The organism is Klebsiella sp. 10-1 (genome assembly GCF_009758445.1).
In the GTDB taxonomy this organism is placed as follows: Bacteria; Pseudomonadota; Gammaproteobacteria; order Enterobacterales; family Enterobacteriaceae; genus Klebsiella; species Klebsiella scottii.
On the sequence record NZ_WQRE01000001.1, the window covers coordinates 1,145,398 to 1,162,589 of the forward strand.

Sequence of the window (17,192 nt, forward strand, 5' to 3'; positions counted from 1 at the left end):
GTAATGACTTCGACTTAACCCTTAACAGTTCTGGAATATCTATAGTCCAATGGATAAATCATTGAAACTGTTTGTGACAATAATGTTGCATTGTGATTCCATTTGTCGTTTAACTGTTATTAAAGAAGGTGAGAAGGTGAGAAGGTGAGAAGGTGAGAAGGTGAGAAGGTTTGTAATGATTCTTAATGAATATAAAGTTGCGAGAGGTTCTGTTTAGAAATTATGAGCTATCCTGATATTTTTTATTTGGATGGCTTTTTATGTCTAGAAAAAATACTGGCAGATATTATGTTGTTATTCAATCTTTCTTTATCTTTGTTGCGGTTGCGTTCCTTTTTGTTGTCGGAATGTTACTTGTCAATGAGTTTTCATCGGAAAACGACTTCATTCATCATAAGATAAATAACATCATCAAACATGTAGACAGTGGCTTTGAAAACGATGAGCTTCTTAAAGTCTTTCATGATCTCAGTAATGAATGTGACGATCACTCAACAATAAATGTAGATTCGATTCCAGAAAATGAGTTGAACGAGTTGTATCAGTTTCTAACGCAAAATGATGCGCATATAAAACTTGATGCGAAACGTCAGTCCGAGAGCGATTTGGTTGTCTGTGCTATATCTGCAGCGGAAAATATTGGTGTTCCTGCTGATATGCTTACGGAATTTATTGGCTATACGCTTACGACAGCATCTCAGTCCAATCAACATTTTGAACCTGATGCCTTTCTTGTTTATGCCGCAGAGAATTTTGTGAACACTCATAATGAGTATGGGGTGGAAGGGTATGATTTCTCAATGATTTACAACTCATTGGATGTTATTTTTGAGTTTATGGTTTACCTTCTTCTGGTTACATTTTTGTTTCTACTGATGCGAATAGAAAGGAATACAAGGAAGTGAATAAGTTATTTAAGATAGGTTTGGTTTTATCACGTTAATATCATTGGCGTTGTGGTGATGTTCATCTTCGGGTGAGGCGTAATCAGTCAGTCGACGGTAAAGTTAAAAACAGTTGGTAGCAATCTCGCGGGTTAGGTGACTGATCTAGATCCACCAGTTATTCTGGCCCAACAACACATTTACGTTATTTAGCGGTCGATGATCTTTGAAAGCTTAACTAATCATGGTTGCTGACCAAAGGTTTACATAAGAGGCTCTCAGTACCACGCCTCTATTTGAGCCCATGCTTATGCGTGGGCTTTTTCATTTGTTCTGTCAGAAAGTTAATCACTCTGTGTTTGTCGTATTTAGGTGTACAAAATACAGGGTTGAATGCGAGTATTCATGACGATATCCTTATCTTCTATTCCGCCATTAGCTCAGCCAGGCAAGAGCATTGCTTTGTGACAGGAAGTAGGGGCCGGGGTTCGAGGCCCCGATGGCGGACCAGTTTATCTAATCTTCGCCATTTCTCTCTGATAGTCCGGATACCTGATGATAATCTGGCGTCCGTATTTGCTTCTTGCGATATACATGAGGAAGCCTGTCGTTTCATCATGGCACACATGAAGTGTCCAGCCCCTTTCAGCCAGACATAACTCAATTGCTGCACATTGATGCATTATCAGGGTGTTACGGAAGATTTCCCACGGGAAATGAATGGACTGTGATTCGGTTAGCAACGTATACCGGGCTGAATACCGGCTTAGCTGTTTCCTCAGACTGTACATGGCATCCTCGCCGAAAAAAAGCCCATAGTGGGAACTGTGGGGCAGCAAATTATGCAATAAAGCATTAAGGGCCGGAATGTCTGTCTACCGGATACGAAGATGATAGTTATTCTCATTTAGCATGTAAACAACCTTTCGAAACATAGTGATATGTTGTTTGGGAATTATTTATTCACGACGGGGTATTTTCTTCTGCGTTGTGGTGAATCCCCCTAAGCGGAGGGGCCAAAACAGCAGCCATAGCCGCTAGTTTATGGATACTCACTACTCGCGAGCCACGGAGGCTGTCCAAATGCTCACCGGGAGGCACCCGGCACCACAATATTGCACGATACCTTTCAAAGGCTCACTTCGGTGGGCCTTTTTCTTTTTCAGGCCCGCGGGTATCAATATCCGGTCGCTTTGTTGTCAATCCAGCCCGACGGGCTGAACCACTTTCCCGGTTTAATCCATGAATAAAAAATACCTGTATATCGCGGGCGGCATTGTCGTTGCCGCGTTGCTGCTGCACGCCTGTCGTGACGATAACGAATACACCGCGGGCACGCCGGCATCTCGCTGGTGGTTCTGTCTCAGCCGCAGGCACAGCAGTCTGTCATCGTTCAGAGCCAGACACCGTCGGTGGTGGTGCATGACCATGACAGTGGTTTTCTCAGCGGTATGCTGATGGGCCACCTGATGAGCGGTGGCGGCCACAACTACCACAGCCACACAACTGTGGTACATCACTACAGCACGCCACGCTATACCGGACCAAAAAGCTATTACGGCTCTCGCTCCCGGACGGTCACCCATTCCCGTACCACCTACCGCCGTTACGGTCGCCGTCGTTAAGGGAGCAGTCAATGAACACGCATCACGTGACGACCGCCACCTCCTATGGCGTGGCCATCGGTTCTTTTGTCACCGGGCTGCTGAATTACTTCACTCCGGAAGAGTGGAGTGCTGTCGGTGTACTGGGCGGAATTATTGTGGCGGTAGTGATATCAGTGATTAACGCTCATTTCCGCAATCTTGACAGCAGGGCTTACTGAGAGCATCTGGCCCGGCAGCAGAAAGACGCGCTACCACCAGAACAGGGCCGGGGACAGGATGATGGCAAGAGCCTCTAAGGGTCATATCGGCGTTGCCGTCGTCGCCTGCTCGGTGACGTTGATTATCAATATTGTGTTGTCACACGGCACACTGCGGACCAACCGGGAAGGGCTGGAGCTGATCGGCAACGCTGAAGGCTGCCGCCGTGACCCGTACACCTGCCCGGCAGGCATCATTACCGACGGTATCGGGAACATGCACAACGTGAAGCCGGGCGCCCCGAAGACCGACCAGCAAATCGCCCGGGACTGGGAAAAGAACATCGGTGCTGCTAAATGGTGCGTAAATGAGTATGTCGACGGCAAATCGCTGACGGATGACACCTTCTCGGCAGTGATGTCCATCACATTCAATGTGGGATGCCCGACGATGCGCCGTTCGATGCTGTTTGCGCTGCTGAGCAAAGGTCAGGTGATGCAGGCCTGTAATTAGTTCACCCGCTGGATTTACGGTGGTGGTGTGGTGTTACCCGGTCTGGTGGAACGCCGTGGCAAAGAGAAAACGCTGTGCCTGAAGGGGCTAAGGAATGAATAAATATCTTATTGCCGCGCTCGCCGCTGCCGTTCTTTCACTGGGCTGGGTAGTTGACCACTACCACGGCAAGGCAGTCGGCTGGCGTGCCATGGCACACTGGGCACAGAAAGCCGTTAACAGTCTGGCTGCCACCATCACCGATATGCAGGTACGCCAGGAACAACTGGCACAGCTCGACCGAAAACACACACAGGAATTAGCTGATGCGTATCACGATATCAATGTTTTGCAGCGCGATGTTGACGTTGGCCGTCAGCAGTTGCAGCTCCACGCCACCTGTCCAGCCCTGCCAGCGGGTACCCGTTGTGGGGCGGCAGGAGATAACCAGAGTCTGGAACGCACCCTGATTATGATCGCTCACTGGATGCGTCAGGGGCAGCGGGTGACGTTTACCGAATATGCCAGCCAGTGGACTGAGGCACAGAAACACAGGAAAGACGGTAACCAGTCAACGCCTGAGATGGCGGAGGCCTGGCCTTTTCGTGGGAAACGCTGTATCAGCCCCGGCGGCTCCGATTACTTTGCGCAAGGAGTCCGGGGGGGGAACGTGTCGACGATGAGACGGAAATAAGGCATGCGGTAACGGATTACTGGCCAATTATCCGGCGTTTAACGGTGATGGTCTGGAGTTGCATAACCGGGGAAGTACGTGGGTTCACCCCGCCGAAAAGCCGGCGTTTATGACGGCGGCGATCAGCTGCCTGGACTGGATCCGACGGTTCGGGCTGCTGAACAGTCAGGTGAAGTATTTCAATACCGACAATCCGACATCGTACGGTCTTAAACATCACATTGAGGATTTTAACAGGCAAAACCACGGGCAGAGCGTTTCTCACCCGGCATACATCATGAACGGAGCGGTGATGGTGGCGATGGTGGTAAGCGGATATAGGGTAAAACAGGCCACCCGAATGAATGTGTGGTTTAACATCTCACGAAAGACGTTAACGTTCGCCATGAATAAAAAATAAGCGTGTGGTATGGGTTGGGACAGGGCGGGAGGGATAATTTCACTGCCCTGTACCACCCTCCAGCCCACGCCATTAAAGGAATTGTGTACAGGCGGCTTAGGTGGGATAGCCAAAACGGTGATTTTCTTTATATACGGTTAAAATAGCCCTGTTTTTCGTAAATATATTTCTCAGATGTTAATTATATGATTCTGGTTCAGTCGGGACATTCTTAGGCAGGACAAATCTCAGCATACGGCCGCAAGGTGGACAACCCACAAACCAGCCAAGGGTACGAATATGGTAATGGCCCGGATGGACGTTCCCGAATTTGGTAAACAGGCTGACGTGCTGGCGAAACACAGAAAAGGGACCTTGTGAGCGTGGTGGACTATATGCAGACCAATCACTGGCCGATGTCATGATGCATTAGGGGGAGCCGTTAGGATAGGAAGGAAATGCTGTGTATAAGGAAAGCAAGTATAAAAGCAGTTCGGGGCCTTCCGCACCGGAGTAGGACGCGCATAACACACCAGAGGATTTCTGAATACTTCCAGATCTCTGTTCTATAACGAAAGGAATCGTAGCAGTGGAGGCTGCTTGTCCTGCAATGACTAATAGTCAGGACAGGCTTACGAGTTGCTCATGACTGAAGGAGATTACCTCAATCACTCCGCGCAATTGGGTCTATCCTTCAGCATCCAGAATTACCTGCTAACCATATGCGTATATAATTATGATATTAAATTCTTTCAGTTACATTCACGAAACTCATAACCTGAAAATTAATTTCTGTACTTTATGGTTTTTGCACCTATGAATATTGAACTGCGCCAACTTCGCCATTTCGTTGCGCTCGTTGAATTCCGTAACTTTACAACGGCAGCGCAGGCAATGAAGATCTCGCAACCTGCTTTTAGTCGAAGTATTCAGTCGTTGGAACAAACGGTTGGTGCACGACTCATCAACCGTCAGAATCCACTTGAGCCCACCAAAAAAGGCCTGCTGGTGCTGGAACATGCCCGCCAGCTTTTACAGCACAGTCAGGATCTCCTTAACGATATTGCCGCATTTAATGAAAAAGACGACGGTGAAATTCGTTTTGGTCTTGGGCCTGCTCCCGCAGCCTGGTTATTACCGCAGGTGATGGGGGCGTTCTCCCGCGATTATCCGCGCGTACGTTTGCTATTTCGCGTGGATAACTGGCAGGCGTTGGGCGAAAAATTACAGGCGGGGGAGTTCGGATTTATTGTTGCCGATACGCGTAATTTTGAATTTGATACACGCTTTCAGGTTCAACCGCTGATCCGCCACCGCTGGGGTTTTTGCTGTCGCCAGCAACATCCACTGGCACACCTGGACGAAATAACTGTTGAACAACTGTTCAGTTACCCGCTGGCCGCCACGATCCGCCCGCCGAACTTGCACCGGGCGTTGGTACAGCTTAGTGGGCGTCAGGATATTCGTACCAGTATTGAATGTGAAAATGGCTACAGTCTGCTTGAGGTGGTTCGTCATTCGGATGCGATTGGCACCACCAATTACTCACAGGATGCCGCGCAACAAGGGCTGAATATGCTGAAAATCGCCGGGCTGGATGACGATACCGACGAGTTTTATACCCACTATGGCATTGTTTCGCTGGCGGGTGCGCGCTTGTCGTGGCTGACGCGCACCCTGATGGAAACGTTTATGCACGTGGATGAAGCCATTCACGGTCAGCGTGAGACGGCTACAACGGCGTTACTCTAAAATTGCGGATCACCTGCCGCGACCACACAGTTCGAAATGCAAAATATCCGGGCGCGGGCGGCGAGGTGTAGGCCGCGCTGAACCACAATTCACCGTCTACCCACAGGCGGGTGGCGTTGTTCGCCACTTCAATCACCATATGATAAGCGTGGTGCGGGCGTAGCAACCGGCTGGCATCGGTGAATTCCTCAAGCAACTGGCGCTTACCGCGACCGTCGTAACGGCGAAAACGGCTGGTGGTATTCCAGTTGCCGCCAATACCGGCGTAATACAGCTCCAGCGCGTCGTACTGGCTTAACTCGCCGTCGCGAGTAAATAGGTCCGGGTTGGCCGGATCGCGCGCCGCCCAGAACAGGTTAACGTCAGACAGTCGGTCATGAGGGCGGTTTTGCATCATGACTTCGCGGGTAAAACTAATGCGATAGGTGCCGGACAGGGGCTTGTTCAGCCACATAGTTAACCCGGCGGCGCTGTCTATCTCCAGGGTATTGGCATCCACGAATATCGCTGTATCCTGCGGTTTCTCCTGCTCTACGCGCCATCGTTGTGGCTGGCCTTGCTCATCTCGTCCCCAACTCAACACATATTGGTGCTGGGGGCCGTGACATCGTTCGATCCCTGCACTGTAACTTAAATCCGTCATGGTTTTTCCTGCATTATTTATCCGAAGGGGTGTTCAGCAGTGCCAGCAACGAGAGCGCTGTGAGTCCCCACTGCGCAACGGCGTTGGTGGCAAGATTGGTCTCACCGGTGCTGCCAGAACGTTTATCAATATTGGAGTCGATGGCGGCTTCCCGCACCGGGTACAGCACTTCTGGCGGTCGGATCAGGCGCTGCTGCTGATTGGGATGGGCAATGCCGCCTTCGCCGCTGTCAAATTCGCGCCAGGCACGTTTCGCCAGCGCATTATCGTGCTGGTACCAGGCGGCAAACGCGGTTAGACGGGCGTGGCCCTGTACCAGATTGAGTTTTTTCACCTCTTTGCCAACTGTCTTACTCAATGCAGGCAGATCGTTGTACAGGCGACAGTAATCAAGCCATGCCTGGGTGAAGTCTTCATCCGGCAGCAGTTGCAGTAATTCACTGCAAATCTCCGCCAGCCCGAACACGGCGCTTAAGTGGGAGATAAATAACTGATCCACCGGGGCGGGCTTAAATTCGCCGCTGTCGGCGTTCATTTCGGCTAAGCCGGTGAAAAAGCCATGTGGCTGTGCGGCAATGGATCGCATGCTGGCGAGCAGTCGTTGGCGCATGGCGTCATCATTACGCCGTTCCCATGCCGTTAGCCACGCAGCGGCCACGGCGCTCCAGTCCGTGCCGAAATAGAGGCTGACAAAACGGGGATCTGCCGCGGGCTGCTGTCCGATTTTGCGCCCAGGCGACACGCTTTTTAGCGTCCGCACCCCTTCGATCTGCTCATCCATCAAATCGCCAATCCGCTCGTCAGCAGTGAGGTAAAAGAGAAAGCGGCGGTTTGCCACGGTGGAGATACGCAGTTGCTTGGCACTGTCGCCCCAGTGGCGTACGTTATGGCGTGAACCGAGCGGTGCAAAACGCCCCAGATGATAAACATCCACTTCCCCGGTGTGGCGCGTCATCGCCTCCGCCATGCGGAACACATCGGCGCGCCCGCTATGTAAAAAGTAGTACCACAGCCACAGATCGGTGCTCAGCTCTGAGTTATCCCACGCATAACCGCCAACATCGTAACGCCAGACGTGGCGATCGCCATCGTAGGTGTGCATTACGTCGCCAAAATCCCAGAAACCGTACCATTTACGCTGTTCCACTTCCCGGCGATAAAAGTCGAAATACCAGCCCAACTGCTCGCGCAGCGGCTGATGCTGCTTGCCGAGAACGCTGGCCGGTGCCCATACCGGGCCAAACACACCTGCCCGCCACAGGTCTTCCCCCTGCGCCACCAGCAGCGGCGGTTGTTGCATACGTTGCGCGATTGCCACCAGATGGCTGTCATCAGGCGTGCGTGGCAGTAAGTCGATAAACAACTCACTGGTGCGCGCTACGCCGTGCGGCGTATCGAAACCGGGTTCATAATCTTCGTAGGTGATATCCAGCGCATCGCGCTGGGCGGTAAAGCTGCCGAGCCCCATTTCATCATGCCAGCTACGCATATCCATCGCTTCCGCCCACGGTGACCACAGCCACAGCGTCACCGTGGCGAGATCGGTGTGCGCGCGGGCAATCTCGAGGCTGGCCGGGTAACTCTGCCAGAAGTTGCGCAGACCAAACGCTACGCCGCCCTGCGCTGAGCCAAGATAGCCGACGCCACCGGCACGCGTGCCGGTGGCCGACAGCACCCAGCCCTGATTTTCGCCGGTGCGTTTGTGGATATGGTAACCATCGGGGTGGTGCTGCGTCAGGCGATAGCTGCCAAATGCCGGGATCGTTGCCAGCCGTTCGGCAACAATTGGCGTAAAGTCACTCAGGGCAGGCGTTGCAGCACCTTGCAATTGTGCTGCGATCACCGCGCTGCCGGGATCTCGACGCAGGCCGGTCAGACCACGTATCGCTTCGCGAAAGATCCCGCCCTGGTCGGAAACAAAACGCACGTGCCGATCGTGAAGCGCCGCCTGCTGCGGTGTATCAAATGCCAGTCCCACACCGCTGATTGCCCGCTGTGGCCGCTCGTTGTCGTAGAGAAGGGTATGCATCACGCGCACCGTTCCGGATCCTGCATACCAGTACAGCCGTACCACAAACTGAATCACGGCATCGCTGCCTTTGCGGTGCGTTCCCCGTAGCGTCAGCACCGCACGTTGTGGGCCATTTTGTTCCAGCACGACTGAATCTGCATGACCGGCCAGCGTGTCGACCGTCTGCGTTTCATCGGCTTCGTCACTGGTGCGAGTGCGTAACACCAGTCGTCCATTGGTCAGCGCCAGGCGTTGATCCTGCCAAATCTCTTTCACCAACGTGTCGCCGCGGCGGGCGATCACTGCCCGCACAGTGCCGGTATCAATGATCCAGCCACTGTCGGTTTCTGTGGCGATGCACACCCCGACGGGTTTCTCCGGCACAGGTACCACGCTCAGCTGTGCGCCACATGGAACCTCTCCCCCCAGCGCGTGAGCCGACCATTTAACGGAGCCGTCCGGCCACCAGGCCAGCGGCCAGCTTTGCAGATCGCGCTCGCCGCCTTGCTCCTGCAGTACAAACGCACTCTGCGCTTGTACTGCGCCCTGTGTCCACGGAACGCCCCAGGTCACGCCGCTAAATGACGCTGGCTGTTGTTGCTCCAGCCAGTGTAGTTGCACCTTCACTGGTATTGCACTGGCCTCATTTTTCCGGGGGGCGGCAAGGCCCGAGCCTGACCATAGCGGCAGTGCCAGGCTGAGCAGGGCGCTGTCACGCAGGAAGTGACGGCGTGAGTACGGAAAATAGCTCATAGTCCTTACCCTTTGAAGTCCCAACCCACGGTGACGCCGAACAGACGTTCGTCCGCAAGTTGCCCGTAGGCGGAGCCGTAATCACCGGCTTTGATTACCCGGTAGTAAGATTTATTCAACGCGTTTTGCAACCACAGTGAGACGCGCCAGGTGTGGTTATCCTGCTTACCGCTTAACCCGGTGGAGAGGTTAAGTACGCCGTAAGACGGAATGCGCGTGTAGTCGGAGTTATCGACCGTGCCGTAGGTCCAGCTGCGCCAGGAGTATTGACCTGAAACAAACACCTGCAGGTTATCAAAGGCGTTCCACTCGTAACGGGCGCGGGCGTTCCAGCTCAGTCGTGGCGAGCTAAAGACGCGTTTACCGGTTAGATCGCAGGTGGCGGGTGCATTTGCCTGCAACGAGATTTCAGCCGGGCATTTGGCATTTTTGAAATCCAGGTAGCTGGCATCAAGCAGGGTGCCATTCAGGGCGAGGCTCAGGCCTTCTGTCGGGTAAAGCGCCAGTTGTGACTCAATGCCACGGCTGCGGTATTTACCCGCGTTAATCAGATAACTGCTGAGCGTCTCTTCATCATAGGCGGTGGTCTGGAAGTCACGCACTTCACTCCAGAACAACGCGGTATTCCATTCAACTTTACGTTGCAGCCAGTGGGTTTTGACCCCCAGTTCAACCGAACGGGTTTTCTCCGGATCGATATACAGCGAATCCGTACCGGCTTTTGATGCTGCGCCGGAGGAGATATTCAGACCTCCGGATTTCTCGGCATAGGCCAGCGTCAGGTAAGGGGTGATATTGGGTGTCGCATACCAGTTGAGGCTGGCGGTAGCAGCAGGCAGGTGGTTGGTTTGCGACAGCTTGCCGGAATCAAAATCGTTTTTGTTGATCCGGCGGAAAGAGCCAGTTTTCTTCTCGTAAGTGCCGCGCAGGCCGGTAATCAGGTCCCACTGCTCGTTCAGGTGCCATGTGCTGTTGGCGTAGAGCGAGACGGCATTGTCATTCAGCTTGCCAAAACGCTGTACATATTTACCGGTGTTGCTGGTATTGCCGTACCAGGTTGTGACTCTGGAACCACTGTAATAGTGGTCATGGGCGAAGGTATCGAGGTTTTCGCCCCAGTAATCGATACCGACGGTGTAGTCGACGACGCCGCCTTTAGGCGAATCGAACCAGAAACGCTGTTCCCAGATGCGATCGTGCACATCTGCGCCACTGTTGGCATACAGCGGGATACTCAGGCCATCGGCACTTTGCGGCAGAAAGCGGAAATAACGCCAGGATGAGAGTGAATGCAGCGTGTAACCGCTATCCAGGCGCAGATCCGCCGCCAGTGAGGTGCCGCCTTGGGTGACGCGGGTTTTGGACTCATCGTCCAGCGCCACCTTGCGGCCTTTCACCACCGTTGCGCCGACCTGGCTTGCCCGATTAAGGAACGTATCGTTTCCGTTCACCGCATGGGTATCGACCAGCGACATCACCGGGAAGCTTGTGGCTTCGCTGTAGTCGCCAATAAAGCGCACATCGAGGTTATCTGCCGGTTGCCACAATAACTGGCCCCGTACACCATTGCTACGGCTGCCGCCGAGCTTATTGCCGGTTTGCACATTATCGACGTAACCGCCTTTTTCAGTGTGGGAGAGATTGATGCGCCCGGCGAGGGTATCGGTCAGCGCGCCGGAGGCCATCAGCTTTGACTGCACATAACCCCGCTGGCCAACGGATTGCTCAAGCGAATATTCCGGGGTGAAGGTCGGTTTGCGGCTGCGGATATCAATGGCACCCGCGCTGGTATTAAAGCCATACAGCGTGCCCTGCGGGCCTTTTAAGACATTGACGCTGTCTATATCCAGCAGATCGTTGGCCAGCATTCCCGGCCGCGACAGGCGCACGCCGTCGAGAAATTGACCGACGCTACTGGGCATACCGATATTGATTTCGCTGCCTCCGCCATCGCCAATGCCGCGAATGGTGACCCGGGTGTCGAGTGCGTCGGTGGCGGCAATATCCACGCCGCTGATGGCCTGGGAAAGATCTTCAAACCGATACAGTCGATCCTGCTCCAGCGTTTTGCCCTCCACACGTGAAGAGAGGGTGGTTTGCTGGCGTACCTGTGGCCGCGAAGCACTGACTTTCACTTTTTTCAGTTGCACTGTGGTGTCAGTTGCACTGTTGCTGGTGGTTGTCCCGGTGGTATCAGTCGCCTGCGCGGTCGATAATCCCGCCAGAATACTGGCGGTAAGCAGTGAATAATGCCATTTGCTTCTCATCATTATTATTCCCGTCTTTTAATTTGTTTTTAAAAACGAACTGTCCAGCCATTGATTCACATCGACAGGCTGACGAATTAGTTTCGTCTGCCGGGCAATATCGATCGAGTTGGTTAATTGCGATACAAATTGCGCATCCAGGTCAGGAGATAACCGCTGGGATAATGGCGGTAAACCATCCCATTCTTCGCGCAACAGGGTTTGTGGGTAGCCAGATTGATTAGCCAACAACTGAATAAACGCGTCTTTATTTTTATCTTCGCTGGCCCACGCCGCTGCTTTACGTTGCACTTCAACGATCCTCTGCAAAATATCGCTATTGGCACGAGCGAACTGCCCCTCAACGAGGATCAGACCACTTAATTGACCGGCTCCATTTAGATCGCGAGTCGACAGTGGAATATCCGCCACGCCCTTATCCCGCAGCGCTAGTGTGTTATTCCCGCCCCAGGTAGCGTCAATTTGTTTCGCGGCCAGCGCTGCGCTGGCCGCGGCAAAGTCGAGGTTGATGATTTTCACCTCGCTGGCTTTCAGACCCTGCGACTCCAGCGCAGAAACGAACGATAATTCTGCTGCGGTACCGCGAAATAAACCGATGCGTTTGCCTTTTAAATCCTCCAGCGTATGAATGTTGGTGCCTTTTGCCACCGCCAGGTAGTGGTTAATACCACGAGCGGCAACGCCAATGACTTTACTGTCCAGTCCACGCGAACGCCCGACAATGCTGGCGAGATCGCCAAGGTAGGCCATATCAATTTGATGGTTGGCGAAACCTTCGTTAATCACCGGCCCGGCACCTTTAATAAACAGCCAGCGCACCGAAATACCACTGCGACCAAACTCCTGCTCCAGCAATTTCTGGCTGTAAATCACATCCACCAGCCCGCCGCCTGCGGGTTTATCTCCGGCACCAATATCCGATACCGCAATACGAATCTCATTGGCTGTCGCACCAGCCAGTGTCGACCAGGCCAGGCTTAAACTGACCAAGGCATTCATCAGCCATTTCGGAGAAAGAACACATTTCACGCTGCCACCCGCTATTTATTGATTATCCAGGCGGCAAGATTTAAAGGATGGTTATTCTGCTGGCTAATATAAAAATCGGCATTGTATTTTTGGATATTCGCTAAATCAGGCATAGCGCGAAAGTAAGCGGTCATGCATAGAATGGAAATAAACTATGCGAAATACGCATTAGCCATGTTGGCAATTTGCTTTTAAATAGCAGAGACCTAAGAAAATATTAATGCCAGGAGTTGTAGAGAATGACGCAGATTGTCTGTGCCGGTGAACCTGGAATTACCGGGAATGCATTATTGACGCCGAAAAAAACACGCCGGGTTTTTACCCCGGTAGACCAGTTGCTGGCGCTGGCGGTTGCTGTGGGATTACACGCGGCAATTTTGCCGTGGCTGCTCACTGCGCCACCCGCGGTGCCGCCGGTCAGCGTACCGCAGGCCTTACCGATGGAGATTGAATTTGCTGGGCCACAGCCGGTTGCCGTTGAGGCGCCACCACCGGAGGTGGTGTCTGAACCGGTTGTGGAACCGCCGCCTGCACCGCCAGAGGTGGATGAAAATGCGCTCGCCGCCGCGAAACCGAAAGTGCGGCCTGAGACGAAAGCGAAACCTAAGCCGGTGAAGAAGAGGGCCGTGCCGAAACCGAAACCACAACCGGCGGCAGCGGTGGCGAATAAACCGCTACATGCGGCGGTGGCACCGGAAAACCCGGCACCGCCGGTAACGTCGGTCACGCCGCCGCTGGCGAACGCCAATTACTTGCACAACCCTGCGCCTGAGTACCCCGAAAGTGCCATTAACCGGGGGCTGGAGGGAACCGTATTGCTCAAAGTGCAGGTCAGCCCGGCAGGGAAAGTAACGGAAATCCAGATTTACAAATCCAGCGGTGTAAGCGCACTCGATGAGGCGGCGCTTGGCACTGTCAGGCGCTGGTCGTTTGTTCCGGCTAAACGGGGCAGTGAGGCCGTGAGCGGCCAGGTCATTGTTCCGATCGATTTTTCGCTTAATTCATGAGGTACTTTTGATGACTCCCGAACATTTTAACCTAACTTCACCGGAAGGCGCGGTCATTGCCGTACTGGTGCTGTTTTCACTGTTCACGTGGACGGTTGGCGCGCTGAAACTGGTGCAGTATTTGCGTTTGCAGCGTCGTAATCAGCAGTTTCGCCGCCTGTTCTGGCAGCAGGAAGATCTGCGTCAGGCACTGGCACAAAACTCAACGCCCGGTGCGCTGGCAAACCTGGCGCAGGCGGCACTGCATGCACCGGAGCGCCTGAAAGGGCGTAATACGCTGGAAGTGCAGTTGCCGGATCGCGTTGAGCGTGCGTTGCAACAGCAGATCCAGCGTGAGCGGCGTACGCTAGAATCCGGGCTGGCACTGCTTGCGAGTATCGGTACCACTTCACCGTTTATTGGTCTGTTCGGTACGGTATGGGGAATTATGGCCGCCCTACGGAATATTGGTCTTGCGGGTTCCGCCAGCCTGGATACTGTCGCCGGGCCCATTGGCAGCGCACTGGTGGCAACCGGCATTGGTATTGCCGTCGCGGTTCCGGCGGTGCTGATTTACAACTACTTCCAAAGGCGTCTGAAACTGGCGGTCGCGGACATGGATGACTTCGCGCATGACGTCTACAGCCTGATGCAGGCGCAGGGTTTTCAGGGGGCCGCCTTTACGGTCGACGGGTTGAGGGGGGCGGCATAAATGGCATTCTCTTCGAACAATCACGACGATATTATGAGCGAAATGAATATCACGCCGCTGGTGGATGTGATGCTGGTGCTGCTGGTGGTGTTTATTGTTACCGCTCCGATGCTGACCAACGCGATTCCTGTCAACCTGCCTAAAACCTCTGCCGTGGCCCCGGCGGATCGACCCGATCCGTTGGTGGTTAGCGTCGATGGCACGCAGCAGCTGTTTTTGAATAAACAGGCGATGGCGCGTGAACAACTACTGAGCCAGTTGACGGAGGCGCAGCGCGCCAACAGCGACGTAGTGGTGCAGGTGCAGGCGGATAAAGATGCCAGCTACGGCACAGTGGCAGCGTTGCTGGCGGATATTGAGCAGTCCGGCATTCACCGCCTGGCACTGTTAACGCAGAAATAGCCGATGCTCAGTGCTAAGCAGCGTTTACTTCAGCAGGGCAGCGGCTGGCTGTTACCTGTCGGGCTATTAGTCTGCTGGTGGCAGGCCAGCCTTCATGGCTGGATGTCCGAGCAGATTTTACCCTCCCCGGCGCTGGTGCTGGAGAGCGCCCGTGACTTTATTGGCGAGGATCTGCTGCGCGAGTTGCCCATCAGTCTGTGGCGGTTGGCCGTGGGGCTGGCGGGCGGCATTGCGCAGGGTTTTTTGCTCGGCATGGTCTTTGGTTTGAGCCAGACGGTTCATCGCCTGTTGATGCCGCTCTTTACCGTGCTGGTGCAGATCCCGACGCTGGCGTGGATCCCGCTGTTAATGCTGATGCTTGGTATCGGTGAAGCATTGAAGCTCACTGTGCTGATCAAAGCGGTGACCGTGCCAGTGGCGCTTTATACCTGTGCGGGCGTGCAGCAGATCCCCCCGGGACTGAAGGAGGTGGCGCGCAGCTTGCGCCTTTCACCATGGGTATATGGGCAGCGGCTGGTATTACCCTCGCTGTTGCCCTTCCTGATGACCGGCATCCGGCTGGCGTTTTCCCAGGGTTGGGTGTCGCTAATTGCGGTTGAGTTACTCGCCTCCAGTGAAGGGCTGGGTTATTTGCTGGTGCAGAGCCGGCAGTTGTTTATGCTCGATCTGGTGTATGTCTGCGTGGTGGTTATCGGTGTGCTGGGGTTTGCTGGCGAGGGGTTGCTGCTATCACTCAGCCGACGCTGGATCTCCTGGCCTGCTCCGGTCACTGGGGCGGGAAAGGTAACGTCTCCCGTCACGCGCGATCTTTATGGCTGGCTGCTGCCGCTGACATTAATCATGATCTGGCAACTGGCTTGTGCCGTTGGCTGGCTGAACAGCGCCTTTTTCGCTTCACCGCTGACGGTAGGGCAAACGCTCTGCTCCGGGTTGTTGCAGGGCATACTGGCCAGCGAACTGGCTGCCAGCCTGTGGCGTATGCTGCTGGGGTTTGCGGTGGGAGCTGTTGCCGGGTTACTGCTGGGCGGGTTTACAGGCAGCAGCGTGTGGGCTGACCGTGTGTTCACACCGCTATTTTCTGCGCTACGCAGCGTGGCTATTTTTGCCTGGCTGCCGCTGATCACTGCATGGTTTGGCCTCGGGGAGAGTGCGCGGGTGGCTTTTATTTCGCTGGCGAGCTTTTTCCCTGTGCTGTTAGCAACGCACCAGGGGATCGCCCAGTTGCCGCCAACGTTACAGGAAGTCGCCACGGCTTTGCGCCTGTCGCCATTATCCCGCTTGCGTCACCTGGTGCTGCCAGGAATGTTGCCACACCTGTTTACCGGGCTGCGTCTCGGCATGATGCATGCGTGGGTGGGGACCATTGGCGCGGAGTATTTCGTCTCATCGGGCGAAGGGCTGGGCAGCATGATGATGCGCGCCCAGCAGCTGCTGGCGGCGGATCGCATCCTTGCGGGGATTGTGTTGATTGCGCTGGTGGCCGCTTTTATTTCCTGGGCCATCGGTCGGATTGAGCGCCGCCTGACTGCCTGGCGCTACGACTGACAGTGAGAACCTTATGACCTTACAATTTCGCCATATTCATAAAACGTTTACTGTTAACCAGCAGCCGATGGCCGCGCTGGAGGACATTGACCTGACTCTGGCACCGGGTGAACTGGTGGCGATTATTGGTGCCAGCGGCTGTGGTAAATCGACGCTACTGAGGCTTGCCGCCGGACTGGAGCGTGCGGAGCTGGGAACAATTACCGTCAATGATCAGCCATTACAGGGGATACCGTCACAGGTAAGTCTGGTGTTTCAGGAGGCGCGGTTGTTCCCATGGCTGACTGTGGCGCAGAACATTGAACTGGGCATGGAGCAACTTTCGCTGACGCCGGAGTATAAAGCGAAACAGGTGGAATATTATCTGTCCATGATGGGATTAAACGGGTTTGGTCGTGTATTTCCCCATCAGTTATCCGGCGGGATGGCACAGCGCGTGGCGATTGCTCGTGGTCTTGCCACTCAGCCGGAAATATTGCTGCTGGATGAGCCTTTCGGGGCGCTGGATGCGTTAAAGCGACAGCAGTTGCAGGATGTACTGGTGACCATTCGTCAGCATACACCGTTGAGTATTTTGCTGGTGACACACGATGTGGAAGAAGCTCTATACCTTGCCGATCGTGTGGTGGTTATGTCTCCGAGACCAGGGCGAATCCGAGCCACATTGCCTATTACGTTGCCCTGGCCTCGAAGCCGCACCGACAGTGCATTGCAATCACAGCGTCAGCAGTTGTGCGATTTATTATAATTGTTTTATGTTTCCATTTAGATTTGTCCTTTGAATTTTGAGACACTTCGATGCTCTTAAATTAATGACTAGCCTTAAACCAGTCATTAG

Annotated in this window: 15 protein-coding genes, 1 tRNA gene and 1 pseudogene; 13 read left to right on the top strand and 4 right to left on the bottom strand. The window is 54.0% G+C overall.

The window, feature by feature from the left end; genetic code table 11:
* Window positions 1-260 precede the first annotated feature (260 nt).
* The 8 genes and pseudogenes from GO007_RS05465 to GO007_RS05500 all read left to right on the top strand — a co-directional run bounded on the left by GO007_RS05465 (window position 261) and on the right by GO007_RS05500 (window position 6,006).
* Window positions 261-905: a hypothetical protein gene (locus GO007_RS05465; RefSeq protein WP_095096541.1), complete on the top strand. Its 645-nt coding sequence runs from the start codon at window positions 261-263 to the stop codon at window positions 903-905.
* A 408-nt stretch (window positions 906-1,313) separates the two neighbouring features.
* Window positions 1,314-1,394: transfer RNA gene (locus GO007_RS05470), tRNA-His, on the top strand.
* Between the two features lie 842 nt (window positions 1,395-2,236).
* A complete protein-coding gene (locus GO007_RS05475) occupies window positions 2,237-2,509 on the top strand; it encodes a hypothetical protein (RefSeq protein WP_095096546.1) in 273 nt (90 codons plus the stop codon).
* An 11-nt stretch (window positions 2,510-2,520) separates the two neighbouring features.
* Window positions 2,521-2,709 carry a phage holin gene (locus tag GO007_RS05480; protein WP_095096548.1) on the top strand — a complete coding sequence of 63 codons (189 nt, stop codon included), beginning with the start codon at window positions 2,521-2,523 and terminating at the stop codon, window positions 2,707-2,709.
* 61 nt (window positions 2,710-2,770) lie between these two features.
* Window positions 2,771-3,304, top strand: a pseudogene (locus GO007_RS05485) (lysozyme).
* On the top strand, window positions 3,297-3,875 hold the full coding sequence (locus GO007_RS05490) for a lysis system i-spanin subunit Rz (protein ID WP_095096551.1): 579 nt from the start codon (window positions 3,297-3,299) through the stop codon (window positions 3,873-3,875). Before GO007_RS05485 ends, GO007_RS05490 begins: the two are co-directional and overlap by 8 nt.
* Before the next feature lie 109 nt (window positions 3,876-3,984).
* Window positions 3,985-4,275, top strand: coding sequence for a hypothetical protein (locus GO007_RS05495; protein ID WP_095096554.1), 291 nt, complete (start codon window positions 3,985-3,987; stop codon window positions 4,273-4,275).
* 795 nt (window positions 4,276-5,070) lie between these two features.
* On the top strand, window positions 5,071-6,006 hold the full coding sequence (locus tag GO007_RS05500; protein WP_095096556.1) for a LysR family transcriptional regulator: 936 nt from the start codon (window positions 5,071-5,073) through the stop codon (window positions 6,004-6,006).
* Here the strand turns inward: GO007_RS05500 and GO007_RS05505 are convergent.
* From GO007_RS05505 to GO007_RS05520, 4 genes are read right to left on the bottom strand one after another with little or no spacing between them, the layout of a single operon-like run.
* Window positions 5,987-6,649, bottom strand: a complete 663-nt coding sequence (locus GO007_RS05505) for a DUF6250 domain-containing protein (RefSeq protein WP_143350136.1) — start codon at window positions 6,647-6,649, stop codon at window positions 5,987-5,989. The genes GO007_RS05500 and GO007_RS05505 overlap by 20 nt on opposite strands.
* A 13-nt stretch (window positions 6,650-6,662) precedes the next feature.
* Window positions 6,663-9,413 carry an exo-rhamnogalacturonan lyase family protein gene (locus GO007_RS05510; protein WP_095096561.1) on the bottom strand — a complete coding sequence of 917 codons (2,751 nt, stop codon included), beginning with the start codon at window positions 9,411-9,413 and terminating at the stop codon, window positions 6,663-6,665.
* Between the two features lie 5 nt (window positions 9,414-9,418).
* Complete coding sequence (locus GO007_RS05515; RefSeq protein WP_095096563.1) at window positions 9,419-11,683, bottom strand: TonB-dependent receptor; 2,265 nt, start codon at window positions 11,681-11,683, stop codon at window positions 9,419-9,421.
* A gap of 15 nt (window positions 11,684-11,698) precedes the next feature.
* Window positions 11,699-12,679 (bottom strand): ABC transporter substrate-binding protein, encoded by a 981-nt coding sequence (locus GO007_RS05520; RefSeq protein ID WP_095096565.1) that lies wholly within the window; start codon window positions 12,677-12,679, stop codon window positions 11,699-11,701.
* A 269-nt stretch (window positions 12,680-12,948) separates the two neighbouring features.
* Between GO007_RS05520 and GO007_RS05525 the strand changes: the two genes are divergently transcribed.
* Genes GO007_RS05525 through GO007_RS05545 form a run of 5 tightly spaced genes read left to right on the top strand, consistent with a single transcriptional unit; the run spans window position 12,949 to window position 17,102 of the window.
* Complete coding sequence (locus GO007_RS05525; protein WP_095096567.1) at window positions 12,949-13,716, top strand: energy transducer TonB; 768 nt, start codon at window positions 12,949-12,951, stop codon at window positions 13,714-13,716.
* 10 nt (window positions 13,717-13,726) lie between these two features.
* Complete coding sequence (locus GO007_RS05530) at window positions 13,727-14,407, top strand: MotA/TolQ/ExbB proton channel family protein (RefSeq protein WP_095096570.1); 681 nt, start codon at window positions 13,727-13,729, stop codon at window positions 14,405-14,407.
* Window positions 14,408-14,809, top strand: a complete 402-nt coding sequence (locus GO007_RS05535; protein WP_095096573.1) for an ExbD/TolR family protein — start codon at window positions 14,408-14,410, stop codon at window positions 14,807-14,809.
* A gap of 3 nt (window positions 14,810-14,812) precedes the next feature.
* Window positions 14,813-16,354 (top strand): ABC transporter permease, encoded by a 1,542-nt coding sequence (locus GO007_RS05540; RefSeq protein WP_095096575.1) that lies wholly within the window; start codon window positions 14,813-14,815, stop codon window positions 16,352-16,354.
* 13 nt (window positions 16,355-16,367) lie between these two features.
* Window positions 16,368-17,102: an ABC transporter ATP-binding protein gene (locus GO007_RS05545; RefSeq protein WP_095096577.1), complete on the top strand. Its 735-nt coding sequence runs from the start codon at window positions 16,368-16,370 to the stop codon at window positions 17,100-17,102.
* The last annotated feature ends 90 nt before the right edge of the window (window positions 17,103-17,192 follow it).